The following is a 26,952-nucleotide window of genomic DNA, read 5'->3' as shown; positions in this document are numbered from 1 at the left end:
CTTCCTTATGCTCCAACTGCATTGTCAACGGCCTTGCGTACTGCTTTGTCTGCTCGCTTGATCTGTTTGCCTGTGACCTTCTTGGCATCTGCTGCCAAATGCTCTGCGCGCCAGGCAATGCTTGGGCGCCCTTCGGTGTCTACAGCGGCAAGCAGAACGCCACCGGTCAGGGAGATGTTCTTCAACAGCTGCGCCTTGCGGGCGTGGCGGCCTTCTTTGGTGCTGATGTCGGCAGAACGCCATTCGACGTAGGAGTTCAGTGCGGAGGTCACAGCGAGCACCGTGGCTGCGAAGCGGGAGAGCTTGCCGAGTCCGAGCAATGCTCCGGCACCCAGCTGGGCACCGCCGAGGACGCGCGCGAGGGTTTTCTCATCCGCCTTGAAGGGCAGGGACTCCGAGGCCCGGCGAAGGACGGGGGAGAGCTGCTTGGCAGTGTCGTCCGCGTTCCTGAGCTTGTCCAGACCTGCGACGACGAAGCTGGACGCGAGCATAGGTCGCGCGAGAAAACGGATAACTGACATGTCTTGCCTCCTGGGTGGCTTGCCACACTGTTCGATGAGTGTTGTGTTCACGGGGTGCAGTCTGCTCTAGTCTTGCACCTTTGCGGAATATTTACCCAGCGGCAGCCGTTGTGAGTTTCAGGTGCGGTGGAGACCGGACCGCGGCATGGTGTTGCCGCCTCGCTGAATGGAGTTGGTTTTTTGACTTTGGTGAAGGACCGCAGGGTTCTACCGGAGGCTGGGTTCGGGACGCAGCCGGATTCCCCCCAGCTGACAGTAGACTTGGCAACGATGAGCACCATTGAACCGGCCGCAGCGGCCATGTACGAAGCAGCCGACGCGTCAGCCGAAGACAGCAGTCCGGCACCGGCCGCCGTCGATGTCTCCACGGAAACTCCCGAGCAGCGGCGGGCGCGCTTCGAGCGCGACGCAATGCAGTACGTGGACCAGCTGTACTCGGCCGCCATGAGGATGGCGCGAAACCCGTCTGACGCCGAGGACCTTGTCCAAGAGGCCTACACCAAGGCATTTTCGGCTTTCCACCAGTACAAGCCGGGCACCAACCTCAAAGCCTGGTTGTACCGGATCTTGACCAACACCTACATCAACCTCTACCGGAAGCGGCAACGCGAGCCGCTGCAGTCCAATTCGGACACGATCGAGGACTGGCAGTTGGCCAAGGCCGAGTCGCATACTTCAGCAGGTTTGCGGTCCGCGGAAGCTGAGGCCCTGGACCACTTGCCCGACTCCGACGTCAAAAACGCGTTGCAGGCGATTCCGGAGGAGTTCCGGCTCGCCGTCTATTTCGCCGACGTCGAGGGATATGCGTACAAGCAGATTTCAGAGATTATGAACACCCCGATCGGCACGGTCATGTCGCGGTTGCACCGCGGCAGGAAGATGCTGCGGGACATGCTGGCGGATTACGCCGCCGAACGGGGCTTCAGGGCCCATACCGAAGATCAGGCCGCGGCCGGAAGCAACAATCAGGAGAAAGAGAAATGAGCGACTGCCAGGGATTGGGCGATTGCGACGATACGCGAATGCAGCGGATCTATGAGTACCTCGACGGTGCGCTGACACGCGAAGACCTCACAGAGATCAAGCAGCACCTGGACACGTGCGAGGAATGCGCTGAGCAGTACGACCTTGAATGCCTGATCCGCACCATGGTCAAGCGTTCGTGCACGGAGTCTGCGCCGGAGAACCTCAAGAACTCGATTCTGGACAGGATTCACTCCATCAAGCCGGTTGACGCTTAGCCGGCCACAACCTGATCTTTACCACCAACGTCGAAGGCCCCGGAAACCGCATGGTTTCCGGGGCCTTCGCTTTAAGGCTGTGACGCTAAGCCGATGGCTTAGGTGTTGGGACGCTTGCCGTGGTTCGCGCCGCCGCGCTTACGGTCACGACGCTTACGTGCACGCTTGCTCATAGCTGGCCTCCTTCAAGGATTGATACTCAATAAAGCTGCCCTCCAGTTTCGCACATCCGAGTGCTGCGCCGCGAACCGGGCTGCTGCTGTGCTGCTTCTGAGCCGGCACTTCGGTCAGTTCCGCAGCGAATTCCTGATGGAGATGCGGGCCTGGTCCAAGACGGCGCGAACCGTTTCCAGCGCTACGGGAGTCAACGGGTGGGAGGCGCCGTGCTGGCGTAGTTCAACCCTGATGTCATCCCGGAAGGACTGAACCATCAGCTCAGCTTCCTTAAGGATGCGCTGGCCTTCGGGGGTGTAGCCCGCAGTCCGGCTCCGGAAGGGGGCCGTGGTTGCGGTGGTGCGCGCGGCTTCCGCAGTCGCCGCCAGGTCTGCCCGCAGGCCCCGCATGTTGGTCCGGATGTCCTCTCGCAGATTGTCGGCGAGCCGCCTCACAGAGGCCGATATGGTGTCCTCGACATCGGCAAGCTCCTGGCGGCGGCTGTCCAGTTCAGCCCGGCCTGCCTCCGTCATGAGGTACTTGGTGCGGCGCCCTTCGGTCTCGGTGGCAACGAGGCCTTCCTCCTCCAGTTTGGCCAGGCGCGGGTAGATGGTTCCGGCGCTGGGGGAGTATGTGCCGCCGAATCTGTCGCCCAGCGCCTTGATCAGCTCGTAACCGTGTTTGGGACCTGTCTCGAGCAGCGCCAGGAGGTACAGCCGCAGTGCTCCGTGCGCGAAAACCGGAGGCATCAGAGGCCCGCTTCCCCGGGGACCGGTTTCCCGTTTTCCGGTGCGGGCGCTGAGCCGTGGATGATGTAGGTCTTGCCGGATACTGTGTTGGTCCGAACCAGCATCAGCCGCTCATCCGGGCCAACAATGGTGTGGACATTGCTGCCGGGCTGGGCGTACATCTGATCGTCGATCACCACGGTTCCGCTGGCGGACTTTGCCACGATGTCCAGGCCGACATCATGCGGCAGGCGGATGGTGAGGTCCCCTGAAACGGAGTTGGCCCCGAGGTCGTTGGTGTAGTCCTGAAGATCGAAGCTGAGGTCGCCGCTCACCGTGCTGGCACGAACGTTCTTGAACGTGCCAGAGGCGGTAACTTCACCGGAAACGCTCTTGGCGGTCAGGACGCCGTCGTGGTTCCTGGCGATCACTTCACCACTGACCGTGTTGACGTGCAATTCGCCACTGGTTCCGTCAGCCATGACGGAACCGGACACGGTGTTCAGTCGCGTGCGGCCGCTGATGCCCGACACCAGGCCGTCGCCGCTCACCGTTCCCGCTTCGACGTCGACGCCGGGCGGCAGTGCTATGCCGACCACCACTGAGTTGGTGCTGGTGTTGTTGACGGTTCCCATCAGGTTGCGGAACCAGCCTTGCGGTCCCTGCAGTTGGTGGCGTACTTCCAAGCGTCCATCCACCAAAGTGACAGTGAGTGGGTCACCGGTGATCTCGCTGATCTCGATGCGGACGAAAGGTTCGTCGTGGGTCATGACGTCAAAGCGGCCTTTGACGATTCCCAGTTTGAGAGAGCGGACGTCGTCCACATCAATGGTTTGTGGTCCTGTCACGGTCCATAATTCGTCAGACATGATCCCTCCAAGTTGCGATATATCGCGTTGATGAAGTCACGATATATCGCGAATTGCCGAGAAGCAAGGGGCAATCGTGGAGAGTCAGGACGAAGCGCGGTAGACCTTGCCGATAAGGGAACGGGCAATAATCGAGGCAGGGTCCCGGCCGTCGGCGGTGGGTGCCAGGTTGGTCCACACCACCAAGGTGACGCCGTTGGTTGGATCGCTGCCCATGAAGGTGTTGAAGCCGGGAAGCTCTCCAGTGTGGCCATAGAGGTTGCCGAACTTCGCAATGCCCCAGCCGTAGGAAGCGCCACCTGGAATATCCGGGTTGGTCGGGGTGACGCTGTCGAGTCTCTTTTGCTGAAGTTCCGATTTCAGGAGCTTTCCGTTGACGAGGGCTTCGCCCAGGGTCTTCAAGTCCGCTGCTGTGGAGATCCCGGAGCCGGCGGCCCAAGCCCACGACGGGTTGACGTCAGTGACGTCGTTAGGGGCAAGGGTACCCGCCGTTGCTTCCTTCTGCATGTCCTCGGGAAGGGCGGGATTGGTCATGGTCAGGACGTTGTCGCCATAGAAGTAGCCCTGGGGGTGCGGCTCCGGAATGCCGTTGGAGGAGATATCGGGAAAGACTGTTCCGTTCAACCCAAGGGGCTTGAAGATGCGTTCGTCGAAAAGCTCACCGAGCGGCTTTCCTCCGACTTCCTCAGCGATGAGACCAAGAAGGACCGTGTTCGTATTGGAATAATGGAAGCCTTGTCCGGGCGCGAAGTACGGTTGATGGGCGAAAGCCAGGGCGAGCAATTCCTCCGGTTTCCACGCCCGTTGAGGTTCCTTGTCCATGGCTGAGTTGAGCTCAAGGGTCTCGGTGTAGTTGAACAGTCCGCTCCGCATGGTCAGCATTTGCTCAAGCGTGATGGCATCACCGTTGGGAACGTCCGGGCGATACTTGGACACGGGATCAGCGAGCGCGAGCTTGCCCTCCTGGACCAGCTGAAGGATCACCGTGGCTGTCCAGGTCTTGGTGACGGACCCTACGCGGATGTGGTCTTCCACTGATAACGGGCGTTCGGCCCCGCGGACACCTGTGCCGTACGAAGCGGTGAGGGTTCCTTCCGGAGTCTCCAGCAGCAGCATGGCGCCGGGAACAAGGACTTCCTTCGCGGTCCGTTCGAAGTCCGCGCGCAAAGTTGCTGCGTCGAAGGGCTGCAAGGCTGCGGGCGCCGCTGAAGAAAGAGGCGTGGACGTCGGCGCCGGTACGGCTGTGGAGGACTCCGCTGAGGGAGCCGGTGGACTGGAACTGCAGGAAACTGTGGCTGCCACTGCGGCTACTAAGGTCGCGGCCATTGCTGCTCTGACAGGTACCTGCACGTTCCGCGTCATGGCTACTCCGGTTGAGCGATGTTAAGCCACTGGAACCAGCCACGGTGCAGGACAAGCCACGCAATCAATCCGTAGCCCGCCTGGCCCGGTGTTCCCCCATTGGCTGCGAGGTCCGTCCTCCACTGCTCATGATTGAGCAAGGGAGAGAACGTGTCAACGTAATGGTGGTTCCGCCGTGTAGTCACATCGGCAAACGCAGTATTGAGTTCGGCAAGCCGCTTGTTCCGCGCTGGATCCAGAGTGGGAGGCGGACCCACCACAAAGACCTCCACGCTGCTGTGCGAAGCCCCGTCCAGGATGTTGGCCAGATTCAGTCGGCTCCGCGCCGTGGACAGGCCAAACTCAAGGTCGCGCCCCGAAAGACCGATTACCAGCCTGTTTTCGTGCGTATCACTGAAGCGCCTGCCGGCTTCGTCCTGCCAGCGGGCTGCGAGACCCTCAGTACCTTCCATGGGGCAGGGGAGCGGGAAACTTTCCACCACAACGGAGTCCTGGGGTGTCCGGGCCAGCACTCGTCCGAGCCAACCCAATGCGCGGGGATCCCCCAGGCCCGCGAGCAGTTCATCTCCTACAGCTGCGATGCGCAGCTTCCTGTCTTCCACGGTTACCTCTTCACACTCGTTACGGTCCTTGCACGGATTGGCGGATCATCGGCCGGTTCTGGAACCGGGTACCTGTCCCATTAAACAGAACTGCCCGGCCTGAGGCGTGCTTATCGCTCCTCAGGCCGGGCAGTTTCGTTTTACTTGCGTTCGAACGCCTGCTTAATCAGGGCATCCTGCTCAGCAGCGTGGCGCTTCATGGAACCGGCAGCCGTGGAGGCCGACGCCGGACGCGACACCAAGCGAAGCTTGCGGTCGAGTTCCGGTGCCAGGTTCAGGCCCATGAACGGCCACGGTCCCTGGTTGGCGGGCTCGTCCTGGGCCCAAACGATGTCAGCGTTCGGGTACTTGGCGAGCTCGGCGTCAATCTCAGCCTTGGGCAGCGGGTACAGCTGCTCAACGCGGATGATCGCAGTCGACGTATCACCGGACTTCTGACGGTTGGACAGGAGATCGTAGTACAAACGGCCCGAGACCAGGATGACCCGATCCACGTTGGCCGGCTGGACGTCCGGGTCTCCAATGACCGGCTTGAAGCCGCCGTTGGTGAAGTCTTCGACGGCGGAAGCGGCACCCTTGAGGCGGAGCAGCTGCTTGGGCGTGAAGATGATCAACGGCTTGCGCGGACGGCTGTAGGCCTGGCGACGCAACAGGTGGAAGTGCGAGGCCGCTGTAGTGGGGTTGGCCACGATCATGTTGTCCTCGGCGCACATCTGCAGGAAGCGCTCGATGCGTGCGGACGAGTGGTCCGGTCCCTGTCCTTCGTAGCCGTGCGGAAGCATGAGCACCAGCGAGGAACGCTGGCCCCACTTCTGCTCAGCAGAGGAAATGAACTCGTCAATGATGGTCTGGGCGCCGTTGACGAAGTCGCCGAACTGGGCTTCCCAAAGCACCAAAGCATCCGGACGCTCCACTGAGTAGCCATATTCGAAGCCCATGGCAGCGTATTCGGACAACAGGGAGTCGTAGATCCACAGCTTCGCCTGGTCATCGGAGAGGTTGCCCAGGGGCAGCCATTCGTTGCCGTTGGCGCGGTCATGGAATACAGCGTGGCGCTGGACGAACGTGCCGCGGCGGGAATCCTGGCCGGCCAGACGCACGGGGACGCCTTCCATGATCAGCGAGCCGAAGGCCGCGATTTCGCCGAAGCCCCAGTCGATTCCACCTTCGCGGGACATCTGCTCGCGCTTCTCCAACAGCTGCTTGAGCTTGGAGTGAACGGTAAAGCCGTCCGGGATTTCCAAGTGGGCCTTGCCAATGCGGGCAAGGGTATCGGCGGAAATCGCGGTGGACGTGGGGGAATTGGTCCCGAAGTCAGCCTGCTGCGCAATGGGGCGCTCAATGTCCGAGACAGCTGCGGAGTCCGCGGTGATAATCGGGATCGGCGACGTCTGCGCAGCGTGTGTCTCGGCGAAGACACGCTCGAGGCGCTCCTGGTAGTCGCGGAGCAGCTGCTCTGCTTCTTCTTCCGTGATGTCCCCGCGGCCAATGAGCGACTCGGTGTACAGCTTGCGAACGGAGCGCTTGGCTTCGATCAGGTTGTACATGAGCGGCTGGGTCATCGAGGGGTCGTCACCTTCGTTGTGGCCGCGACGGCGGTAGCACACCATGTCGATGACGACATCCTTGTGGAAACGCTGACGGAACTCGTAGGCGAGCTGCGCCACGCGCACCACGGCCTCGGGGTCATCGCCGTTCACGTGGAACACCGGAGCCTGGATCATCTTGGCAACGTCCGTGGAGTACGTGGACGACCGCGATGACGACGGCGCAGTGGTGAAGCCAACCTGGTTGTTGACGATCACGTGGATGGTACCGCCGGTGCGGTAGCCGCGCAGCTGCGAGAGGTTGAGGGTTTCCGCCACAACGCCCTGGCCGGCGAACGCGGCGTCACCGTGGACCATGATGGGCAGCACCGGGAAGGACTCGCCCTGGTCCAAACGGTCCTGCTTGGCACGGACGATGCCCTCCAGGACGGAGTCAACAGCTTCGAGGTGGGACGGGTTGGCGGCGAGGTAGACCTTGGTCTGCTTGCCGTTGTCCGAGGTGAACGTACCCTCGGTGCCGAGGTGGTATTTGACGTCACCGGACCCTTGGACCGAGCGGGGATCCTGCGTGCCCTCGAATTCGCGGAATACCTGTGCGTAGGTCTTGCCGGCAATGTTGGTGAGCACGTTCAGGCGGCCACGGTGGGCCATGCCGATGGCAACTTCGTCCAGGCCATCGTCCGCTGCGTCCGAAATAACGGCGTCGAGCAGCGGAATCAGCGACTCGCCACCTTCCAGGGAGAAGCGCTTCTGACCAACGAACTTGGTCTGCAGGAAGGTCTCGAAGGCTTCAGCGGCGTTGAGCTTGGAGACGATGCGCAGCTGCTCTTCGCGGCTCGGCTTGGAGTACGGGTGCTCCAGCTGATCCTGGAACCACTTGCGTTCTGCCGGTTCCTGGATGTGCATGTACTCGATGCCCGTGGTGCGGCAGTAAGCGTCGCGGAGCACGCCGAGGATGTCGCGGAACTTCAGCTGCGGCTTGCCGCCGAACCCGCCCGTGGGCCATTCGCGGTCCAGGTCCCACAGGGTCAGGCCATACGTCAGGACGTCAAGGTCAGGGTGCTTGCGTTGCACGTATTCCAGCGGATCGGTGTCGGCCATCAGGTGGCCACGCACGCGGTAGGAGTGGATCAACTGCTGGATGCGGGCAACCTTGTTGATCTCGTCTGCCGGATCCACCTGGAGATCCGGGCTCCACCGAACGGGCTCGTACGGGATACGCAGGGCTTCGAAGATTTCGTCGTAGAAGTTCTGCGCACCGAGGAGGAGCTGGTGGACAAGCTTGAGGAACTCGCCGCTGCCCGCACCCTGGATGACACGGTGGTCGTAGGTGGAGGTCAGCGTGAGGATCTTGCTGATGGCGTTCTGGGCGATGATCTTCTCGCTGGCACCCTGGAATTCGGCCGGGTAGTCGAGCGCACCGACGCCGATAATGGCGGCCTGTCCCTTGGAGAGGCGGGGTACCGAGTGAACTGTACCGATGCCGCCGGGGTTGGTCAGCGAGACAGTGGTGCCTGCGTGGTCATCGGCCGTGAGCTTGCCATTGCGGGCACGCTTGATGAGGTCCTCGTAGGTGTGCCAGAACTCCGCGAAGTCCATGGTCTCGGCCTTCTTGATGTTGGGAACCATCAGGAGGCGCGTGCCGTCGGGCTTGGGCATGTCGATGGCGATGCCGAAGTTGACGTGTGCAGGCTGCACAGCACTCGGCTTGCCATCAATTTCGTCGTAGTAGACGTTCATCGAGGGGAACTGGGAGAGTGCGCGAACCACGGCGTAGCCGATGAGGTGCGTGAAGGACACCTTGCCACCGCGGGCACGGGCAAGGTTGGAGTTGATGACTACGCGGTTGTCGATGAGCAGCTTGGCGGGAACTGCCCGGACGCTGGTAGCGGTTGGCACTTCGAGGCTGGTGACCATGTTGGTGGCAATGGCCTTGGCCGGACCCCGAAGGACGGAAACGACATCTTCCTCGGGCGCCGTTGGAGCCTTGGTGCTCTTGGGCAACTGGGCGGGGATGGGCTGGGCAGTGGTGCCGGCGGCGGGCTTCTTTGCTCCGTCCCGGGCAACCGTGGCAGGTGCCTTCTTCGCCGGGGCGGGAGCCGCCGCGGCAGGGGCCTCGGCAGGTGCAGCTGCGGGAGCGGCCGGCGCCGGTGCCGGTGCCGCTGCAGCCGGAGCTACCACGGGAAGTACTTGGGTAGGGGGATTGGCAGCTGCTGGAGCTGCTGAGGTTCCGTTGGAAGAAGTGCCGTCAGCGGAAGCAAAGGATTCGAAGAGCGGCCACCACTTGGTGTCCACCGAATTCTTGTCCTGTTGGTACCGCTCGTACAGTTCGTCAACGAGCCACTCGTTTCCGCCAAATTCCTCTGGTAGACGGTGGCTGGGCTGCTCTGGCACTTGAAATACGCCTCTTCCATGAGTGTTGTTTTCCCGCTGGCCAAAGTTGCACTTCCGCAACGATGGGACAGGGTCCGGGTCCCGCGAACTCAGACCCCTGACAGTCTAGTTAGGATCGTTGGTTAACTGCCAATAGTGGTGACCTAAATCATGTTGCGGCTGACTTAGTGAGCTGACTCGGGTTTTTTATTGCGAAGTTACCCGGCACGTGGGAGCCTTCGGCGGGCTGACTGTAGACTGAAACCCTTATGGACAGTAAATCTAGGTGCCGGCCTGGGAACTGTCGGGGGAGCCAATCTGGCAACTCCGCACAGCGCGCCCGTCGAGCCGGCAATACCCGTTCACATGCCCATCCCGCGCCGGCGCTTATAGCCGGTGGTGCCGCAGACCATGCGTCAGCGGCGCCCGACCAGCCTCCGCCGGGGCGAATTCCCCAGCCGAAGGCACCAAGCCCCTTGCACGCGCCCACCCTTGGAGTGATGCGCTAGGTGGAATGGATTCTTCTCCTGGCCGGTTTTGCCCTGATTCTCGGCACCGGCTTCTTTGTAGCAGTTGAGTTTTCCCTCGTTGCCCTGGACCAAGCAAGCGTCCAGCGGGCAGTCGACAACGGCGACCACGCTGCAGCCCCGCTGCTGAAGTGCCTCAAGTCGCTTTCCACCCAACTCTCCAGTTGCCAGCTTGGCATTACGCTGACAACACTGTTGACGGGTTTCGTGATGGAACCCTCCGTGGGGCAGTTGCTTATTGGGCCCCTTGGATTATTGGGCCTCCCGCCCGAGGTGGTTCACTCCGTAGCGTTGATTGTGGCCATGGCTTTTGCCACGCTCCTGTCGATGCTTATCGGCGAGTTGGTTCCCAAGAACATGGCCATTGCCCTTGCGTTTCCGTTGGGGAAACGCCTGGCACGTCCCCAACTGATGTTCACTGCGGTTTTCAAGCCGGCCATCGTGGTGCTTAACGGCTTCTCCAACAAGGTCCTGAACCTCTTCGGGCTCGAAGCCAAGGAAGAGATCTCCGGGGCAAGGACCCCGGCCGAGCTTGCTTCCCTGGTCCGCAGGTCCGCCGAGCTTGGGACCCTGGATGCCGGTACGGCCAACTTCGTTGCGCGCACCCTGAACTTCTCGGGTCGCACAGCAGCCGACGTGATGACGCCCCGTATTCGCATGGAAACGATCGACGCCGACCAGCCAGTGGCTGACATCCTGGACGCCGCCCGACGGACGGGATACTCCCGCTTCCCGATCATAGGTGATTCCACGGACGACATCCGCGGCGTGGTCCACGTCAAGAAGGCTGTGGCTGTGCCCGCGGAGCGTCGGGCGAAACTCCAAGCCGGAGCGATCATGACCGATGTCCTGCAGGTCCCCGAGACCATCCACCTGGACGCGCTCCTGTCCGAATTGCGTGAAGGCAACCTGCAACTCGCCGTCGTGCTTGATGAGTATGGTGGCACCGCAGGCATTACGACGCTCGAAGACCTGGTGGAAGAGATCGTCGGTGAAGTCTCTGACGAGCATGACAAAGTCCGCCCAGGCGTGCTGCAAAGTGCCTCGGGGGATTGGTACTTCCCGGGGCTCCTGCGGCCGGACGAAGTGTCCGAGCAGATCCCCAACCTCACTGTTCCCGACGAATCCGCCTATGAAACTGTGGGTGGCTACGTCATGAGTCAGCTTGGCCGCATTGCCAAAGCCGGCGACGTTGTGGACACGGTGGGCGGCACGCTGACGGTGACCAGGATGGATGGCCGGAGGATCGACAGGATTTGTTTCCATCACGTGGAGACCGATGAGTCGTCTCCGGCGGACGCCGGCAACGCGCGCAATGAAGCAGGTGCCGTATGAACGACTGGGTAGGAATTGTCTGGCTCGTCGTGCTGCTGATCGGCAACGCCTTCTTTGTGGGTGCCGAGTTCGCGGTCATGTCCGCGCGCCGCAGCCAGATAGAACCGCTGGCGGAGGCAGGCTCCAAGCGCGCGCAGACAACCCTGCGTGCCATGGAAAACGTGTCGCTGATGCTCGCGTGCGCGCAATTGGGCATTACCGTCTGTTCCCTTCTGATCCTTCAGGTAGCCGAGCCTGCCATCCATCATTTGCTGGCTGAACCCCTCGAATTGGTGGGCGTTCCGGTGGAGCTCGCGGACATCATCGCTTTTGCGATCGCCTTGCTGTTCGTCACCTTCCTGCACGTCACCTTTGGCGAGATGGTTCCCAAGAACATTTCGGTTTCCGTGGCGGACAAGGCGGCCCTGCTGCTGGCGCCGCCGTTGATGTTCATCGCGCGTGTGGTCAACCCGATCATTTGGTCCCTCAACTGGCTGGCCAACCACATCCTGAGGTTGATGAAGATTGAGCCCAAGGACGAAGTGTCTTCATCGTTCACTCTGGAAGAGGTGCAATCAATCGTCCAGGAGTCCACGCGGCATGGCTTGGTGGATGACGAAACGGGATTGTTGAGCGGTGCCCTCGAGTTCTCAGAGCACACGGCCTCGCACATCATGGTCCCCTTGGACAAGCTGGTGGTTCTCAAGACGGCTTCCACTCCGGTGGACCTGGAAAAGGCGGTCAGCCGTACCGGCTTCTCACGCTTCCCGATGGTGGACGACGACGGCGAACTGGCCGGGTATCTGCATGTGAAGGACATCTTGTCCATCCCTGACGAAGGGCGCAGGCACCCGATCGCCGAGGGTCGTATCCGGTCCCTTGCCAACCTGTCGCCGGACGACGAAATTGAGCAAGCAATGTCCGTCATGCAACGCACTGGTTCCCACCTGGCCCGCGTCGTCGGTCCGGGTGGTGACACCCAGGGTGTCTTGTTCCTTGAAGACGTCATTGAGCAACTGGTTGGTGAGATCCGCGATGCCACTCAGGCGACGGGGATTCGGCGCTACGGCGGTCAACAGGTGCAGTAAAACGCAGCGAAAGCAGTCTGGCGCCGACCGAATCCGGTCGGCGCCAGATGCGTCTAATAGGAATCATTCCCATTTAGGGTTACACTTGAACCTGCCAATAATTGTGTTTGATTCTCATTTTGAGTAGATCCGAGGTCTTCGTGCGTCGTTCCGCCGCCCGCCTGTCCGTGGCCGCTTCCGCCGGTCTTGCCGCCCTCTTGCTTTCCTCCTGTGCCGGCACGGCCGGGGCCGATAGTTCGTCGTCGCCGGGCGCCATCGAGGTGGTCACCTCCACCAACGTGTACGGGGACATCGTGAAGGCCGTTGGCGGGGACAAGGTCAACGTCAACGCCATCATCACCAAAACCAGCCAGGACCCCCACTCCTACGAGGCCAGCGCCCAGGACAAGTTGGTAATCTCCAAGGCCAAGCTCGTGGTGGAGAACGGTGGCGGCTATGACGAGTTTCTTCACAAGATCGCCGACGAGACCAAGATCGGCCACGAGAACATGATCAGCGCCGTGGAAATCTCCGGGCTCGCTCCCGAGGGGGAAGCCCACAGCGAAGAGGCGCACGGCGAAGAAGGCCACACGCACAACCACGGCGAGTTCAATGAGCACGTCTGGTACAGCCTGGACACGATGGGCAAGCTTGCCGATGCGGTGGCAAGCAAGCTCGGCAGCCTGGACGCAGCCTCGGCTTCAACCTTCACCAGCAACGCCGACGCCTTCAAAGCCAAGCTCACTGACCTGACAGGAAAGCTTGACGCCGTAAAGGCGGGCAACGAGCATGCTCCGGTGGCCATCACGGAACCCGTTCCTTTGTACCTCCTGGAAGCTGCCGGGCTGGAGAACAAGACGCCCGAGGCTTACAGCGCCGCCATTGAAGAGGGGACGGATGTCCCGGCCGCTGTGCTGAAGGAAACCACGGACCTCCTCAGCGCCAAATCAGTTCGGCTCCTTGCCTACAACGAGCAGACCGAAGGCCCCCAGACCGAGGCAGTCAAGCGGGCTGCGGAAGCTGCCGGCGTGCCGGTCCTGAACTTCACGGAAACGCTGCCGGACGGCAAGGACTATGTCCAGTGGATGACCGACAACGTGGAATCCCTCTCCTCCGCGCTGAAGAAGTAGCGTTTCCCCACCCCGTATGCGGTGAAGGGCCCCGTCAGCGTCCTAAGATATTGAGGATGGCTGCGGGGCCTTTTGCCTGCCACCAGGACACTCGCCAACCCCAATGGCACAACAACTGCGTTCCCAGCAGCGCATGGATCGAGGACAACTTTTGACACCGGTAGTGAGCCTCCGCGGAGCCAGCCTGCAGTTCGGCAAGAGGACTCTCTGGCGGGATCTCGACCTCGACATCAACCCGGGAGAGTTCTTTGCTGTCCTGGGGCCCAACGGCAGCGGCAAGACGAGTTTCCTCAAGGTCCTCCTCGGACTGCAGGAACTGCACTCCGGAACGGTATCCCTGGGCGGCCACCCGGTGGAACGTGGAAGCAAGCGGATCGGCTACATACCGCAGCAAAAGTCGTTCGCACCGGACACCCCCCTGCGCGCCCGCGACCTGGTGGGCTTGGGCATCGACGGGCACCGCTGGGGCATGCGTGTCTCGTCCGGTAGTGTCAACCAGCGGATCAATGACCTGTTGGAGCAGGTGGGCGCTTCGGACTACGCCAAGGTGCCGGTAGGGCAGCTGTCCGGTGGTGAGCAGCAACGGCTCAGGGTTGCCCAGGCGCTGGCGACTGAACCACAAGTCCTCCTGTGCGACGAACCGCTCCTTTCCCTTGACCTTCATCATCAGCAGGGCGTCAGTTCGCTGATCAACAAGCAGTGCCACGAGCGGAACAGCGCCGTGGTCTTCGTAACGCACGAGATCAATCCCGTGATCGACTATGTGGATCGTGTGCTGTACCTGGCCGGGGGCCAGTTCCGTGTCGGAACTCCCCAAGAGGTCATGACCACAGAAGTCCTGTCCGAACTGTACGACAGCCATGTCGAGGTCATCCATACCAACGGAAGGATCGTCGTCGTGGGTCTTCCAGACGCCACCACGCACTTCCATGACGATGCCCACGCAGCCGCCGGGGAGGAGTTCTAAATGGACCTGGCCAACATACTGCAGACTATTTTCAACTTCGAGAACTACGGCGAATTGCTGGTCCTCGTCCAAAACTCCATCTGGGCCGGTGCCGTGCTGGGCCTTCTTGGCGGGCTGGTTGGCACGTTCGTGATGAAGCGCGACCTCGCTTTCGCCGTCCACGGCATCTCCGAGTTGTCCTTTGCGGGCGCCGCTTTTGCCTTGCTGATCGGTGCCGACATCATCTTCGGTTCCCTGATCGGTTCTGTGGCTGCGGCCGTCCTGCTGGGCTTCATGGGGGTGAGGGCGCGGGATAAGAACTCAATCATCGGCGTCATCATGCCTTTCGGGCTCGGCCTGGGGATCCTGTTTCTCGCTCTGTACGAAGGCCGTGCGGCGAACAAGTTCGGCCTGTTGACCGGACAGATCGTGTCCGTCGATACCGTTCAGCTACAGGTTCTGGCTGGGACCGCGGTGGTGGTGATGATCGCACTGGCGGCCATATGGCGACCGCTGAGCTTCGCCAGCGTGGACCCGGAGATGGCTGAAGCCCGGGGCGTTCCCGTCCGTGGACTGGCGATCGGCTTTATGGTGCTGCTGGGTGTGAGCGTGGCGTTGTCCATCCAGATCGTGGGTGCGCTGTTGGTTCTCGCCTTGCTGATTACGCCGGCTGCAGCAGCCCTGAGGGTGACCACCTCGCCCCGGCTCGTGGTGCTGCTGAGTGTGGCCTTCGCAATGACAGCCACAGTGGGTGGCATCCTCCTGGCACTCGGAAGCCGGATTCCCATCAGCCCGTACGTCACCACGTTGTCCTTCTTGATCTACGTGGTGTGCCGGATCATCGGTCGGGTCCGAGCCAACCGCGGCCTCAACGGCCGCGTGTCGCGGGACCTGCCCGCGGGGGCCCTCTAAAGTTTCCCGGCGGCCTTCTTGGCAGTGCACTCGGGGCACAGCCCAAAGATCTCCACGGTGTGGGCTACTTCGGTGAAGCCATGTTCGGCTGCCGTGCGGGCCGCCCAGGTCTCGACGGCGGGAGCCTCCACCTCAACAGCCTTGCCACAGTTTCGGCACAGCAAGTGGTGGTGGTGCCCGGTGACGGCGCAACGACGGTAGACAGCTTCGCCTTCACCGTTGCGGAGGACATCGATGAGTCCGTCGTCGGCCAGCGACTGAAGGATGCGGTATGCGGTGGCCAAGGACACGGAAATGCCCTTGTTCTGCAGCAGGCGGTACAGCTCCTGGGTGCTGACGAAGTCATCCAATTCATCCAGGGCGGCGCTGACGGCCAAGCGTTGCTTGGTGACGCGCTGCTCCTTTACGCCGCTGGTGGCCGGCGCGGCGGGAGCGGTCGTGGCGGAATTGGTGCCGTGTGGCATGGAAAGACTCACTTCCGTGGGGATGCTGGCAAAGCCTAATTTTACCAGTAGGCCAAGGTTGGAAACTGTCAGCGGGCGACCATAGGCTGTCCCCATGAAGCTCACCAAGTACACCCATGCCTGTGTCCGGTTGGAGAAAGAAGGAAAGGTCCTGGTGATTGATCCCGGGACATTCTCCGAATCGGAGGAGGCGCTGAGCGGGGCCCACGCCGTACTTGTTACACACGAGCACAACGACCACATCGACCGTCCTGCGGTGACGGCAGCCCTGCGGAGCAACACTGTGCTGGAGGTCCACGCTCCGGCCGGGGTAGCTGCTGCACTGAAGGAAAACAGTGATATCGCCGACCGCGTACACGCAGTGGAGCCCAACACCGGCTTTGAAGTGGCAGGATTCAGCATCCGGACCTTCGGTGGGCAGCATGCCGTCATCCATGCCCAGATCCCGGTGGTGGCGAACATCGGTTACCTGGTGGATGACAACGTGTTCCACCCCGGGGACTCTTTTGTGGTCCCGGACGGGATCGATGTCAAAACGCTCCTGGTCCCCATCCATGCCCCGTGGTCCAAAATTGGCGAGGTAGTGGACTTCGTCATCTCAGTCCGCGCCCCCAAGGCCTTCCCGGTCCATGACGGCCTGCTCAACGAGCTGGGACGCGGCATTGTGGAGGGGCATGTCACCCGGATCGGTGCACGTTATGGCACCAGCTACGCCCGGCTCGCAGCCCGGGATTCCGTAGAGGTCTAGCTTGTCCACACGCCGGTGTCGTGAAAGCGTTCCAGAACCGCTTCATGTGGCTCCGGGTCCAGTCCGTGCCCAGCCAGCCAGCCGGCGTCGTTGTAGCTGCCCGCATAGCGATCGCCGCCGTCGCACATGAGCGAAACGATGCTGCCCGTCCGTCCCTCGGAAACCATCCGGGCGACCAGCTGCCAGACTCCCCAAAGGTTGGTGCCGGTCGAAGGGCCGGCGTGCAGTCCGGTGAGCTTCCGGAGGTGGCGCATGGCTGCAACGGAAGCGGCATCGGGGACTTGGATCATATGGTCGATCACCGCGGGTACGAAGCTCGGTTCCGACCGTGGTCGGCCGATGCCCTCGATCCGGGACGGCAAGCCGGTGGCTGCGGCCGCGTTGCCGTCCCGCCAAGCCGGGTAGAAAGCTGAGTTTTCCGGGTCCACTACGGCCAGGCGGGTGCTGTAGCGGTTGTACCGGAGATAGCGGCCAATGGTGGCGCTGGTGCCACCGGTACCGGCGCCCACCACGATCCATTCCGGAACCGGGTGCTCTTCCAAGGAGAGTTGCTCGAATATCGACTCGGCGATGTTGTTGTTACCGCGCCAGTCCGTGGCCCGTTCGGCATAGGTGAACTGGTCCATGTAGTAGCCACCGGACGTCTTGGCTGTCTCTTCCGCCACGGCGTAGACCTCCGAAGCATGGTCCACGAGCAAGCAGGCGCCGCCGAACTCCTCGATCAGGGCGATCTTCTCAGGGCTGGTGGTCTTGGTCATGACGGCGATAAACGGCAAACCGATGAGCCGGGCGAAGTAGGCCTCGGACACAGCAGTGCTTCCGCTGGAGGCTTCCACAATGGTGGTGCCTTCCGTGATCCAGCCGTTGACCAGGCCATAGAGGAACAAGGACCGTGCCAAGCGATGTTTGAGGCTGCCCGATCGGTGCGTGGACTCGTCCTTCAAGTACAGGTGCACACCCCAGTGCTCCGGCAGGGGAACCGCATAAAGATGCGTGTCCGCCGAGCGGTTGTTCTCGGCTTCGATTTTGCGGATGGCCTCGCTGGCCCAGGTCCTGTCCTGAATACACGAATTGCTCACTGGATAAGCCTAGGCTGGAAAGCGGGCGCCGGCAGCAACGGAGCCCGAGCTGACGGAATGAAGGGAGAACCCATGGCCACGTTGATGACTGCGTCGGAACTACGCCAGCGTGTCGAATCAGGGGAAAGGACGGTAGTGCTGGACGTCCGGTGGGTCCTTGGCAGGACTGACGGGCACAGCGAATACCTGGCCGGGCACCTGCCCGGTGCTGTCTTCGTGGACCTCGCCGAAGAGTTGGCCGACCACGCGCAGCCCGGCCTGGGACGCCATCCCCTGCCCTCACCGGATCGCTTCCAGGACGCAGCGCGCTCGTGGGGGATAAACGACGGCGACACCATCGTCGCGTACGACAACAGTGGCAGCATGGCCGCAGCACGTGCCTGGTGGATGCTGCGGAACGCCGGGGTGGAGTCCGTTCACCTGCTCGACGGCGGCCTGGCCGCCTGGCGTACCAGCGGCTACCCGGTGGAGACCGGCGAGGTGCGTCCCGGCGTCGGGAACGTGTCCTTGGGCGATGGCCGCATGCCGGCCATCACCGAGCAGGAAGCTGCGCAGTGGCACCGCAACGGAGTCCTGCTGGACGCCCGGGCGGGGGAGCGGTACCGGGGTGAGGTGGAACCGATCGACCCCCGGGCGGGACACATTCCGGGAGCCGTCAGCGCTCCAACCACGGGAAATGTCACAAGCGACGGCGCCTTCCTGCCGGTGGAGGAGTTGCGGCGGCGGTTTGAGGAGTTGGGACTGGATGAATCGTCCAATATTGCGGTGTATTGCGGTTCGGGCGTGACGGCATCCCACGAGATCGCAGCCTTGGAGATCGCGGGATACCGCGCTGCGCTGTTCCCGGGGTCGTTCTCGCAATGGTCCACCAATGATGCGAATGACGTGGCCGTGGGAAGCGAGCCATTCGAAGGGGACGCCGGTGGTCCAAGTGGCACAAGCACGACTGCCGGGAGTAGCGTCGGAGCATGACACCCGGACGCCCCGTGCCCCCACCCTTGGCCAAACCCATCCTGATTGACAGCAGTGAGTCCCCAGCAGCGACCACGCTGGCTGCCGCATTTGGGGCTACCTCTGCGGACAGTGGCCTGGTACCCCTGACGGTGGCACGCCGCGCACCCAAAGAGGACGACGTGGAGATCGCCATTGAATTCTGCGGGCTCTGCCACTCGGACGTGCATGCAACCCGTGGTGAGTGGCGGGTCCCTCCCTATCCGTTGGTTCCCGGCCACGAGATCGTGGGCCGTGTCACCCGGGTAGGAGCCGCAGTGCAGGATTTCGCCCCCGGTGACCGCGTGGGCGTGGGCTGCTTGGTGGACTCCTGCCGGGAATGCGAGAGCTGCCTGGAAGGGCTGGAGCAATACTGCGAGCGGGGCAACATCGGCACCTACGGAGCCATTGACCCCCGCAACGGCGACTCGATCACCCAGGGCGGGTACTCGACGTCGGTGGTGGTTGATCGGCGCTTCGTGCTGCGCGTACCAGAGTCCCTTGACCCGGCCGCCGCTGCGCCACTGCTGTGCGCCGGCATCACCACCTACTCTCCACTGCGATACTTCGACGTCGAAGAGGGCGATTCCGTGGGCGTTGTGGGGCTGGGGGGACTGGGCCATATGGCGGTCAAGATCGCCAAGGCCATGGGGGCGGACGTCACCGTCTTCACCACCTCGGAGTCCAAGTTCGACGCCGCCCGCGGACTGGGTGCCGACCACGTGGTCCTCTCCAAGGACGCCGACGCCATGGAGGCGGCTAACCGAAGCATCGACGTCATCATCGACACCGTAGCGGCGCCGCATGACCTCAATCCCTACTTCCGGACGCTCCGCCTGGACGGTGCGCTCTTCCAACTGGGGCTCCCCGCCGACGACATGCCTCCTGTCAGTCCTGGACTGTTGATCCGCCGCCGCCTTGCCTACGCGGGCTCGTTGATCGGCGGTATCGAGGAAACGCAGGAAATGCTGGACTTCTGCGCCGAGCACGGTGTGGCCAGCGACATCGAGGTTGTTGGCGCCGATCAACTGAATGAGGCCTACGACCGCATGGTGGCCGGAGACGTGAAGTACCGGTTTGTGCTGGACACCTCAACGCTTCAAGAACCATCAGAAAGGGCCGACGCATGAGCACGCTGTTCACCAAGATCATCAACGGAGACATCCCGGGGCGTTTCGTCTGGAAGGACGAGGACGTGGTGGCTTTCCTGACCATTTCGCCCATTACCCATGGACACACGCTGGTGGTGCCGCGCGAAGAAGTCGACTCGTGGACGCACGCCAGCCCGGAATTGCTGGCAAAGGTCATGGACGTTGCCCAGAGCATCGGCAAGGTCCAGGAGAAGCTGTTTGATGCGAAACGGGTAGGGGTCCTCATGGAGGGCTTCGAAGTTGACCATCTTCACGTGCACGTGTGGCCCGCCTACTCCACTGCGGACTTCGAGGTCCACAATGTGGATCACAACCCGGATCCCGCAGTCATGGATGCCACTGCGGTGAAACTTCGTGCCGCGCTTCGCACAGCCGGTCATGGGAACACCATCCCGGAGGACTGAGTCTTTGCAGGAAGTTAAGGCCTTTACAGCGAGTTAACCCGGCGGTGCTGAATCAGCGCCGCCGGGTTTCTCGTTGCTGCTTGCTAAGCCGGGGCCAGTGCCTGGTTGAGCACCGTGCGGATGCGCTTCTCCGAGACGGAGTAGGCCGTGCCCAGCTCAACTGCGAAGAGGCTCACCCGAAGCTCCTCGATCATCCAGCGCACGCGGGTTAACTCAGTGCCTGCCCTGCGTCCGGGAAGCAGCGCGGAAACGGCGTCGTCGTAGTCATCCTCCAGGGCCTGCACGATTCCCATGTTCAAGCTGTCGCGCTGTACGTTCCCTGGAAGCTTTTCCAAGCGCTTCTCGATGGCCTGCGAATACCGTGGCAGCTGGCTGAGCTGCGCATAGCCCGTCTGTGCCACGAAGCCCGGGAATACCAGTTGCTCCAGTTGGCTTTTCATGTCGTTGAGCGCACTGATCAGCGGCAGGCTCGCATTCGACTTGAGTTCCTTCTGGATCCTGCGGGTGCTGGCCAGGACCCGTTCGACGACGGCCGTCACCGTGAAGACGGTATCGATCAGTTCTGCGCGGACAACTTCGTACAACGCATCGAAGGCCTGCTTATCCCAGGGCAGATCCTGGGGAACCAGTTTGTCGATGGCTGCCAATGCGCAGTCAGCGATCAGGGCGCTCACGGAGCCATGCGGGTTCTGGCTGAACGTCAGCTTCTCGGTGTTGCTCAGGTGTTCCAGGACGTATCGGTCGGGCGAGGGAATCCGCAATGCCAGGAGCCGGATGACGCCGCCGCGCATGGCGGCTTCCTGCTCCGGCCGGGTCTGGAAGACCCGGAGGGCCACGGACTTGCCCTCATCGACGACGGCGGGGAAGCCGGTAACAGAATGCCCCTTGACCGTCCGGGTGACCTGGCGCTCCACCACGCCGAAGTCCCATTCTGTGATTCCGCTGCGCTCGGCGAGTACGCCGTCACCGGTCGAAGTGCCACCGGGGGTTGGTGTTTGGCCGTTGGGCGTGCTGGTTCCCTTGCCACTCTTGGCGCGTGTCGTCGTCGCCGGCGTGGCGCCGAGTGATTCGGCGATGGCGCGGCGTGTGGCCGGGGCCAACTTTTCCTGGAGCGCGGCGAGGTCCTTGCCCTCGTCCAGCACCTTGCCCTTGCTGTCCACCACCTTGAAACTGACCCGGAGGTGCGACGGCACTGCGTCCCAGTTCCATGATCCTGGTGGAATGACGTGGCCGCGGAGTCGGCGCAGGACCAGTTCCAAGGAGGCTTCGAGCTCGTCAGTGGCGGGGTCGAAGTCCGTTTCCAGGGCGGCAGTTGCCTGCCGGGCGACGTCCGGGGCGGGCACAAAGTTCTTACGAACCTGCTTGGGCAGCGATTTGATCAGCGCCGTGACCAGCTCGGCCCGTTGTCCCGGAATCTGCCAGCGGAAGGGGGCGTCATCCAACTGGTTGAGGAACAGTACCGGAACCTCAGCGGTGACGCCGTCGGACGGATTGGGAGCCGAGCCGGGTGCCACGGGGTGGAACTCGTACGTCAGGGGGAGTTCGAAGCCCTTGTGGAGCCACGTCTTAGGATACGCGGAGTCATCCAAAGCCTCGGCGTCTTCGCTCATCAGGAGCGATTGGTCGAAATCCAGCAGGGTGGGATCCGAGTGGCGGGCGTCCTTCCACCACTTATCAAAGTGCCTCTCGGAGACCACTTCCTTGCCCACTCGCGCGTCGTAGAACTCGAACAGGGTCTGGTCGTCCACCAGGATGTCCCGCCGCCTCATGCGGGTCTCGAGTTCTTCGATTTCCTGGAGCAAAGCGCGGTTTCGGTGGAAGAACCTATGGTGCGTTTTCCACTCCCCTTCCACCAAAGCATGGCGGATGAACATTTCCCGTGAGAGTTCAGGATCGATGCGTCCGTAGTTGACCCGGCGGTTGGGAATGATCGGCACGCCGTACAGCGTGACTTTTTCATGGGCCATGACGGCGCCCTGCCGCGATGACCAATGCGGTTCGCTGTAGGACCGCTTCACAAGGTCCGGGGCAACCTGTTCCGCCCACAAAGGATCGAACTTGGCAGCAACACGGGCCCACAGACGACTGGTCTCCACAAGCTCTGCGGCCATCACGAACGCTGGTGATTTCTTGAACAGCGCCGAACCGGGGAAGATCGCGAAACGGCTGCCGCGGGCGCCCGCATATTCGCGCTTGCGCTCATCCAGGAGCCCGATATGGCTCAGCAGGCCTGACAGCAAGCTGATGTGGATACCCTCGTAGTTCCCTACGGGATCGGCCTCCCGCTTGTTGTCCAGCGCTATGCCCAACGGCTTGGCGAGCTGCCTGAGCTGCGTGAAGAGGTCCTGCCATTCGCGGACGCGCAGATAGTTGATGAACTCGTTGCGGCACAGTTTGCGGAACTGCGTGGAGGACAGCTCGCGCTGCTTTTCCTGGAGGTAGTTCCACAGGTTCAGGAAACCGGTGAAGTCCGAGAGCTCGTCCCGGAAACGAGCATGCTTTTCCGAGGCAAGCTGCTGCTTGTCCGTAGGCCGTTCCCGTGGGTCTTGAATGGTGAGGGCAGCTGCCAGGATCATGACTTCGCGGACGCAGCCACGCTTGCCGGCCTCCACAATCATGCGGCCCAGCCGCGGGTCCACCGGCAGTTGGGCAAGTTTCTGCCCGACGGCGGTCAGGCCACTGCCGCCGCGGCCGTTACCCTGCGCGTCCCCGGACTTGGGCGAGCTCAAGGCGCCGAGTTCGCGGAGGAGCGTGACGCCGTCGTTGATGGCCCTGGAATCCGGGGGTTCCACGAACGGGAAGTTTTCTACATCCTTGGGACTGCGGGCAACGCCCATGGCGGTCATCTGCAGGATGACCGCGGCCAAATTGGTCCGGAGGATTTCCGGATCGGTGAACTGCGGCCGCGACTCGAAGTCCTCCTCGGAGTAGAGGCGGATGGCGATGCCCTCGGACACGCGCCCGCAGCGCCCGGAGCGCTGGCTGGCCGAGGCCTGCGAAACGCGTTCAATGGGAAGCCGCTGGACCTTGGTCCGGTGCGAGTACCTCGAGATGCGCGCGGTTCCGGTATCAATCACGTACTTGATGCCGGGGACGGTCAGGGACGTCTCCGCCACGTTGGTGGCCAGGATGATGCGTCGTTTGCCGCCGGGATTGAAGACCCTGTGCTGCTCCTGGAGGCTCAACCGGGCAAAGAGCGGCAGGACTTCGGTTCCGGCAAGCCGCCGGTTGGTTTGGATCCGGCCGTTGATGGCCTCTGCGGCGTCACGGATCTCACGCTCGCCGGAAAAGAAGATGAGGATATCGCCCGGAGCTTCCTTGGCGAGTTCGTCCACGGCATCGCAGACGGCATCCAGGGGATCGCGGTCCTCTTCAAGTTCGTCGTCCGAGCTGTCCTCATCCGCGGCGGGTTGGGACAGCGGACGGTATCGGATCTCCACCGGGTAGGTACGGCCGGAAACCTCGATGATCGGCGCGGGATCTTCCTCGCTGCCGAAGTGCTTGGCGAAGCGTTGGGGATCGATGGTGGCCGAGGTAATGATGACCTTGAGGTCCGGGCGCTGGGGGAGGATGCGCTTGAGGTAGCCCAGGATGAAGTCAATGTTGAGGCTGCGTTCATGTGCCTCGTCGATGATGATGGTGCTGTACTTCCGCAGCAGTTTGTCCCGCTGGACCTCGGCCAGGAGGATGCCATCGGTCATCAGTTTGATCTTGGTGGACGCGCTGACCTCGCCGGTGAAGCGGACCTGGAAGCCAACCTCCTGGCCGATCTCGACGTCGAGTTCGGACGCGATGCGTTCGGCAACCGTGCGGGCTGCCAGGCGGCGCGGCTGGGTGTGCCCAATCAGGCCCTTCTCTCCAAGGCCAAGTTCGAGGCACATCTTGGGGATCTGGGTGGTCTTACCCGAGCCGGTCTCACCGGCAATGATGGTCACCTGGTTTGCGGCGATGGCCGCCATCAGATCCTCGCGTCGCTCGGAGACGGGCAGCTCTGCGGGGTAGGAAATATGAAGTGTCATGGCTGCTGCCAGTCTACTGTGGCTGGGGCCCCACGTCCGCTGTGCCCGTCACGGTCCGGGCTGCGGCACTCAGCCGGTGCGAGAGTTCGAGTGCGTAGGACGCGAATTCCTGGGGTTCGAGGATCTCGAAGTCCATGTCCAGCGCGGCCAGGTACGCGGCCGGTGCGGCCAGGTTGTCCCACCCGGACCTCAGTATTGTTGCCGCCGCACCATCAGCCGTCAGCGTCGCGTATTGGGAACTGACGACGGCGGCCACCTCGGCGAGGGGCGCGCGGAGCCGCACCACGACGTCGAACCTGTAAGGCGACCGGGTGATGGATTGTTGCACGTAGGCCGCGAGGTCCTCGGCAGGGAGTGGCCGTGGCGTGTATTTCTTGCGTTCCGAAGGTAAGGACGCAAAGCGGTCGGCGCGGAAGGTTCGCCAATCCTCCCTATCCACATCCCAGGCCACCAGGTACCAGCGGCGGCCAGTGTCCACCAGACGGTACGGTTCCACGAGCCTTCGTGCTGAGTCGCCGTCGGATTTTACGTATTCAAAGGAGATCTGGCGTCGGTCCGATATCGCGGCCGAGACCACGGTCAGCTGCTGAGGATCGACCGTGGCCGCATTGCTGGGGAGGGTAGTGACGGCGGCCTTCAACATGGCGAACTTGGGGCGCAGCCGGGACGGCAGGACCTGCTCGAGTTTGGCCAAGGCGCGCACCGATGCTTCGCCGATCCCCGCCACGGGGCCTGCCGCTACGGAATTCAAGCCCAAGGCGACGGCCAGTGCTTCATTGTCGTCCAGTAGCAGGGGTGGTAACTGGGCGCCGGCGCCCAGCTGATAGCCGCCGGCGATGCCGGGGGAGGCGTGGATGGGGTAGCCCAGGTTGCGGAGCTTGTCGATGTCGCGACGCACGGTCCGCTCTGTCACGCCCATGCGGTCGGCTAGGGCAGGTCCCGTCCACTCCCGACGCACCTGCAACAGTGACAACAGCTGGAGGAGCCGGGCAGAGGTTTGGATCATGCAAGTGAATCTAGCCTATGCGCCCTGTGCGCGGGTCCCGGGCGGCGTTGCGTCAGGCACTTACGCCGGACATAGGGACGCCCGCCGTTCGGGGAATCCTGCAGAATTCCTTGAACGGACGGGCGTCGGTTGGATATGGCGTGGTGGACCTTGCAGCGGCCTGGCATGCCCCTAGTAAATGCGGGGGTTCCAGTACGGGCTGCTCGGAGCATCGAAGGCGCTCCAAGGTTCCTTGGAATTGATGGGCGGGTTGTGTCCGCGGCCATCCTTCAACAGGGCTGAGACGGTAGCGGCGACGGCAGTGATGAGGACGATGAAGAGGATGATTCCGAAGATTTCCATGTCTCAAGCCTGCTCCTGTGACCGACTAAGAAACAGTGGCAGAAATGCCCCATATAGATAATTTTCTGCCACACTGGAACTATGTTGAAATCAGTGGCAGTGATCGTTGTTCCCAACTTCTCGGTCTTCGAGTTCGGTACGGCTTTCGAGGTCTTCGGCATCGACCGATCGGACCGGGACGCCGGAGTTCCGGCTTTCGATTTCCGCGTGGTGACGCCCGAGCCAGGTGACGTCCGCATGAAGTCCGGCTTGTCCTTGCACGTAAATCTTGGCCTCGAAGCAGCCGCTGATGCCGACCTCGTCATCATGGCGCCCTTCGGCCGGGACCAGGAGGTCCCCGAATCGGTGATGGATGCCTTGCGCGCAGCCCATGCCAGGGGCGCCTGGGTGATGTCCATCTGTTCAGGGGCTTATGCACTGGCCCGCGCCGGCCTGCTGGACGGGCGGCGCTGCACCACGCACTGGCACTATTCGCAGGACCTGGCCAGCCGGTACCCGTCCGCCATCGTGGATGAGAACGTCCTCTACGTACAGGACGGAAACATCATCACCAGCGCAGGCACGGCAGCCGGCATCGATGCCTGCCTCCACCTTGTCCGGGTGGAGCTTGGCGCTAACGTGGCGGCCGCGATCGCACGAGACATGGTGGTTCCGCCTCATCGCGACGGAGGCCAGGCCCAGTTCATCGACAGGCCAATGCCCACGTGCGGCTCGGCGCCCATGGAAGCGCTCTTGCGGTGGATGGTGGAACACCTGGACGAGGAACACAGTGTGAACGAGTTGGCTGCGCGCCTCCACATGTCGCCCAGGACCTTCGCGCGCCGCTTCCGCGCCGAAACCGGTGCTACTCCTGCGGCTTGGCTGAACTCGCAACGAGTCCTTCGTGCCCAGGAACTCCTGGAGACCACCGAACTGAATATCGACGAAATCGCCCGTGAGGCAGGGTTTGGACACTCGGTGTTGCTACGCCACCATTTCACCAGGGTTCTGGATACAAGCCCGCAGAGCTACCGGCGGGCATTCCGGGGGCAGTTGGCCGAGGCTATCTAGGGCTCTGAGCCAGGTTGGTGCTGCGTCAGTTTGGTGCTGCGTCAGCGTCGGCCGCCGAGGCGGCCGCGGGATTCTGCCCCCTCCGCCTTGGCGCACTCGACCAATTCCTGCCAGGGGCCGGTGACGGCGCGGTCCGGCAGGGTGGCGCGGCGTTGTCCGGCTCTGATGGAGTACATGAACCGGTCCGGCTGGTTGGCTGCGCGCGCCTGTCCCTTGGCCTCGTCCCAAGGGCACGCCTCAACAATGGGGAGCCACCGCTCCTTCTCGTCGGGGGACACAGCGTCAACGCTCCAGACACGCGTCATTGCGGCGATGCCCCCACTGCGTTGGACCGTGATCTTCATGACCGGCTGCTTCTCGTTCCACCTACTCACGTCAGTCAGTTGGCGGGTTCCAAACGTGGATGT

Annotated in this window: 25 protein-coding genes; 12 read left to right on the top strand and 13 right to left on the bottom strand. The window is 62.5% G+C overall.

Annotation, left to right across the window (positions count from 1 at the left end):
* Positions 1-5: 5 nt before the first annotated feature.
* Complete coding sequence (locus tag FQP90_RS10330; protein WP_144649862.1) at positions 6-521, bottom strand: DoxX family membrane protein; 516 nt, start codon at positions 519-521, stop codon at positions 6-8.
* A gap of 180 nt (positions 522-701) precedes the next feature.
* Here FQP90_RS10330 and FQP90_RS10325 point away from each other — a divergent pair, with 180 nt between their 5' ends.
* Both FQP90_RS10325 and rsrA read left to right on the top strand, forming a co-directional pair.
* Complete coding sequence (locus FQP90_RS10325; RefSeq protein ID WP_144649860.1) at positions 702-1,505, top strand: sigma-70 family RNA polymerase sigma factor; 804 nt, start codon at positions 702-704, stop codon at positions 1,503-1,505.
* Positions 1,502-1,762, top strand: a complete 261-nt coding sequence (gene rsrA / locus FQP90_RS10320) for a mycothiol system anti-sigma-R factor (protein WP_018776387.1) — start codon at positions 1,502-1,504, stop codon at positions 1,760-1,762. The genes FQP90_RS10325 and rsrA overlap by 4 nt, the downstream gene beginning before the upstream one ends.
* A gap of 98 nt (positions 1,763-1,860) precedes the next feature.
* On the opposite strand, the gene FQP90_RS23995 is transcribed toward rsrA, so the two are convergent.
* From FQP90_RS23995 to FQP90_RS10295, 6 genes are all read right to left on the bottom strand, one after another.
* Positions 1,861-1,935 (bottom strand): 50S ribosomal protein bL37, encoded by a 75-nt coding sequence (locus FQP90_RS23995; RefSeq protein ID WP_369299106.1) that lies wholly within the window; start codon positions 1,933-1,935, stop codon positions 1,861-1,863.
* Between the two features lie 114 nt (positions 1,936-2,049).
* Complete coding sequence (locus FQP90_RS10315) at positions 2,050-2,664, bottom strand: PadR family transcriptional regulator (protein ID WP_144649858.1); 615 nt, start codon at positions 2,662-2,664, stop codon at positions 2,050-2,052.
* Positions 2,664-3,512: a DUF4097 family beta strand repeat-containing protein gene (locus tag FQP90_RS10310; protein ID WP_144649856.1), complete on the bottom strand. Its 849-nt coding sequence runs from the start codon at positions 3,510-3,512 to the stop codon at positions 2,664-2,666. The genes FQP90_RS10315 and FQP90_RS10310 overlap by 1 nt, the downstream gene beginning before the upstream one ends.
* Before the next feature lie 84 nt (positions 3,513-3,596).
* Complete coding sequence (locus FQP90_RS10305) at positions 3,597-4,874, bottom strand: serine hydrolase domain-containing protein (RefSeq protein ID WP_144649854.1); 1,278 nt, start codon at positions 4,872-4,874, stop codon at positions 3,597-3,599.
* A gap of 2 nt (positions 4,875-4,876) precedes the next feature.
* On the bottom strand, positions 4,877-5,476 hold the full coding sequence (locus FQP90_RS10300; RefSeq protein ID WP_014922202.1) for a GDSL-type esterase/lipase family protein: 600 nt from the start codon (positions 5,474-5,476) through the stop codon (positions 4,877-4,879).
* A gap of 140 nt (positions 5,477-5,616) precedes the next feature.
* On the bottom strand, positions 5,617-9,417 hold the full coding sequence (locus FQP90_RS10295; RefSeq protein ID WP_144649852.1) for a multifunctional oxoglutarate decarboxylase/oxoglutarate dehydrogenase thiamine pyrophosphate-binding subunit/dihydrolipoyllysine-residue succinyltransferase subunit: 3,801 nt from the start codon (positions 9,415-9,417) through the stop codon (positions 5,617-5,619).
* A 488-nt stretch (positions 9,418-9,905) separates the two neighbouring features.
* Here FQP90_RS10295 and FQP90_RS10290 point away from each other — a divergent pair, with 488 nt between their 5' ends.
* The 5 genes from FQP90_RS10290 (at position 9,906) to FQP90_RS10270 (ending at position 15,292) form a co-directional block, all read left to right on the top strand.
* On the top strand, positions 9,906-11,258 hold the full coding sequence (locus tag FQP90_RS10290; RefSeq protein ID WP_144649850.1) for a hemolysin family protein: 1,353 nt from the start codon (positions 9,906-9,908) through the stop codon (positions 11,256-11,258).
* Positions 11,255-12,325 (top strand): hemolysin family protein, encoded by a 1,071-nt coding sequence (locus FQP90_RS10285; RefSeq protein ID WP_144649848.1) that lies wholly within the window; start codon positions 11,255-11,257, stop codon positions 12,323-12,325. The genes FQP90_RS10290 and FQP90_RS10285 overlap by 4 nt, the downstream gene beginning before the upstream one ends.
* Before the next feature lie 107 nt (positions 12,326-12,432).
* The gene (locus FQP90_RS10280; protein ID WP_144649846.1) at positions 12,433-13,434 is read left to right on the top strand and encodes a metal ABC transporter solute-binding protein, Zn/Mn family; all 1,002 of its coding nucleotides are present in this window, start codon (positions 12,433-12,435) and stop codon (positions 13,432-13,434) included.
* A gap of 103 nt (positions 13,435-13,537) precedes the next feature.
* A complete protein-coding gene (locus FQP90_RS10275; RefSeq protein ID WP_244296649.1) occupies positions 13,538-14,401 on the top strand; it encodes a metal ABC transporter ATP-binding protein in 864 nt (287 codons plus the stop codon).
* A complete protein-coding gene (locus FQP90_RS10270) occupies positions 14,402-15,292 on the top strand; it encodes a metal ABC transporter permease (protein ID WP_144649844.1) in 891 nt (296 codons plus the stop codon). It begins immediately after the preceding gene.
* Here FQP90_RS10270 and FQP90_RS10265 read toward each other — a convergent pair.
* A complete protein-coding gene (locus tag FQP90_RS10265) occupies positions 15,289-15,756 on the bottom strand; it encodes a Fur family transcriptional regulator (protein ID WP_144649842.1) in 468 nt (155 codons plus the stop codon). The two genes, FQP90_RS10270 and FQP90_RS10265, sit on opposite strands and share 4 nt — an antisense overlap.
* Positions 15,757-15,850: 94 nt before the next feature.
* Between FQP90_RS10265 and FQP90_RS10260 the strand changes: the two genes are divergently transcribed.
* The gene (locus FQP90_RS10260) at positions 15,851-16,504 is read left to right on the top strand and encodes an MBL fold metallo-hydrolase (protein WP_144649840.1); all 654 of its coding nucleotides are present in this window, start codon (positions 15,851-15,853) and stop codon (positions 16,502-16,504) included.
* Here FQP90_RS10260 and FQP90_RS10255 read toward each other — a convergent pair.
* Complete coding sequence (locus tag FQP90_RS10255; RefSeq protein ID WP_144649838.1) at positions 16,501-17,583, bottom strand: PLP-dependent cysteine synthase family protein; 1,083 nt, start codon at positions 17,581-17,583, stop codon at positions 16,501-16,503. The two genes, FQP90_RS10260 and FQP90_RS10255, sit on opposite strands and share 4 nt — an antisense overlap.
* A gap of 72 nt (positions 17,584-17,655) precedes the next feature.
* Here FQP90_RS10255 and FQP90_RS10250 point away from each other — a divergent pair, with 72 nt between their 5' ends.
* From FQP90_RS10250 to FQP90_RS10240, 3 genes are read left to right on the top strand one after another with little or no spacing between them, the layout of a single operon-like run.
* Entirely contained in the window at positions 17,656-18,555 is a 900-nt protein-coding gene (locus tag FQP90_RS10250) for a sulfurtransferase (protein ID WP_144649835.1), read from the top strand.
* On the top strand, positions 18,552-19,703 hold the full coding sequence (locus FQP90_RS10245; RefSeq protein ID WP_144649833.1) for an NAD(P)-dependent alcohol dehydrogenase: 1,152 nt from the start codon (positions 18,552-18,554) through the stop codon (positions 19,701-19,703). The genes FQP90_RS10250 and FQP90_RS10245 overlap by 4 nt, the downstream gene beginning before the upstream one ends.
* On the top strand, positions 19,700-20,128 hold the full coding sequence (locus tag FQP90_RS10240) for an HIT family protein (protein WP_144649831.1): 429 nt from the start codon (positions 19,700-19,702) through the stop codon (positions 20,126-20,128). Before FQP90_RS10245 ends, FQP90_RS10240 begins: the two co-directional genes overlap by 4 nt.
* Before the next feature lie 83 nt (positions 20,129-20,211).
* Here the strand turns inward: FQP90_RS10240 and hrpA are convergent, their stop codons facing one another.
* The 3 genes from hrpA to FQP90_RS23285 form a co-directional block, all read right to left on the bottom strand.
* Positions 20,212-24,147, bottom strand: coding sequence for an ATP-dependent RNA helicase HrpA (gene hrpA, locus FQP90_RS10235; protein ID WP_144649829.1), 3,936 nt, complete (start codon positions 24,145-24,147; stop codon positions 20,212-20,214).
* Positions 24,148-24,160: 13 nt separating this feature from the next.
* Positions 24,161-25,153 carry a helix-turn-helix transcriptional regulator gene (locus FQP90_RS10230; RefSeq protein WP_144649827.1) on the bottom strand — a complete coding sequence of 331 codons (993 nt, stop codon included), beginning with the start codon at positions 25,151-25,153 and terminating at the stop codon, positions 24,161-24,163.
* Between the two features lie 171 nt (positions 25,154-25,324).
* Positions 25,325-25,495: a hypothetical protein gene (locus tag FQP90_RS23285; RefSeq protein ID WP_014922190.1), complete on the bottom strand. Its 171-nt coding sequence runs from the start codon at positions 25,493-25,495 to the stop codon at positions 25,325-25,327.
* Positions 25,496-25,576: 81 nt separating this feature from the next.
* On the opposite strand from FQP90_RS23285, the gene FQP90_RS10225 reads away from it, so the two are divergent.
* Positions 25,577-26,545, top strand: coding sequence for a GlxA family transcriptional regulator (locus tag FQP90_RS10225; RefSeq protein WP_144649825.1), 969 nt, complete (start codon positions 25,577-25,579; stop codon positions 26,543-26,545).
* A gap of 41 nt (positions 26,546-26,586) precedes the next feature.
* Here FQP90_RS10225 and FQP90_RS10220 read toward each other — a convergent pair whose 3' ends face one another.
* Positions 26,587-26,889: a protealysin inhibitor emfourin gene (locus FQP90_RS10220; RefSeq protein ID WP_144649823.1), complete on the bottom strand. Its 303-nt coding sequence runs from the start codon at positions 26,887-26,889 to the stop codon at positions 26,587-26,589.
* Between the last annotated feature and the right edge of the window lie 63 nt (positions 26,890-26,952).

It is taken from the genome of Paenarthrobacter nitroguajacolicus, from assembly GCF_007786235.1.
Lineage (GTDB): Bacteria > Actinomycetota > Actinomycetes > Actinomycetales > Micrococcaceae > Arthrobacter > Arthrobacter nitroguajacolicus_A.
Note: the sequence above shows the minus strand (reverse complement) of the source record. Positions and strands in the feature narration are given on the sequence as shown.

What these genes read in the sequence shown, in the direction of transcription:
- FQP90_RS10330 (WP_144649862.1), bottom strand. Translation starts at nt 521, where the DNA reads ATGTCAGTTATCCGTTTTCTCGCGCGACCTATGCTCGCGTCCAGCTTC.
- FQP90_RS10240 (WP_144649831.1), top strand. Translation starts at nt 19,700, where the DNA reads ATGAGCACGCTGTTCACCAAGATCATCAACGGAGACATCCCGGGGCGT.
- FQP90_RS10230 (WP_144649827.1), bottom strand. Translation starts at nt 25,153, where the DNA reads ATGATCCAAACCTCTGCCCGGCTCCTCCAGCTGTTGTCACTGTTGCAG.
- FQP90_RS10260 (WP_144649840.1), top strand. Translation starts at nt 15,851, where the DNA reads ATGAAGCTCACCAAGTACACCCATGCCTGTGTCCGGTTGGAGAAAGAA.
- FQP90_RS10225 (WP_144649825.1), top strand. Translation starts at nt 25,577, where the DNA reads ATGTTGAAATCAGTGGCAGTGATCGTTGTTCCCAACTTCTCGGTCTTC.
- FQP90_RS10315 (WP_144649858.1), bottom strand. Translation starts at nt 2,664, where the DNA reads ATGCCTCCGGTTTTCGCGCACGGAGCACTGCGGCTGTACCTCCTGGCG.
- FQP90_RS10245 (WP_144649833.1), top strand. Translation starts at nt 18,552, where the DNA reads ATGACACCCGGACGCCCCGTGCCCCCACCCTTGGCCAAACCCATCCTG.
- FQP90_RS23285 (WP_014922190.1), bottom strand. Translation starts at nt 25,495, where the DNA reads ATGGAAATCTTCGGAATCATCCTCTTCATCGTCCTCATCACTGCCGTC.
- FQP90_RS10285 (WP_144649848.1), top strand. Translation starts at nt 11,255, where the DNA reads ATGAACGACTGGGTAGGAATTGTCTGGCTCGTCGTGCTGCTGATCGGC.
- FQP90_RS10270 (WP_144649844.1), top strand. Translation starts at nt 14,402, where the DNA reads ATGGACCTGGCCAACATACTGCAGACTATTTTCAACTTCGAGAACTAC.
- hrpA (WP_144649829.1), bottom strand. Translation starts at nt 24,147, where the DNA reads ATGACACTTCATATTTCCTACCCCGCAGAGCTGCCCGTCTCCGAGCGA.
- FQP90_RS10275 (WP_244296649.1), top strand. Translation starts at nt 13,538, where the DNA reads ATGGCACAACAACTGCGTTCCCAGCAGCGCATGGATCGAGGACAACTT.
- FQP90_RS10220 (WP_144649823.1), bottom strand. Translation starts at nt 26,889, where the DNA reads ATGAAGATCACGGTCCAACGCAGTGGGGGCATCGCCGCAATGACGCGT.
- rsrA (WP_018776387.1), top strand. Translation starts at nt 1,502, where the DNA reads ATGAGCGACTGCCAGGGATTGGGCGATTGCGACGATACGCGAATGCAG.
- FQP90_RS10310 (WP_144649856.1), bottom strand. Translation starts at nt 3,512, where the DNA reads ATGTCTGACGAATTATGGACCGTGACAGGACCACAAACCATTGATGTG.
- FQP90_RS10250 (WP_144649835.1), top strand. Translation starts at nt 17,656, where the DNA reads ATGGCCACGTTGATGACTGCGTCGGAACTACGCCAGCGTGTCGAATCA.
- FQP90_RS10305 (WP_144649854.1), bottom strand. Translation starts at nt 4,874, where the DNA reads ATGACGCGGAACGTGCAGGTACCTGTCAGAGCAGCAATGGCCGCGACC.
- FQP90_RS10265 (WP_144649842.1), bottom strand. Translation starts at nt 15,756, where the DNA reads ATGCCACACGGCACCAATTCCGCCACGACCGCTCCCGCCGCGCCGGCC.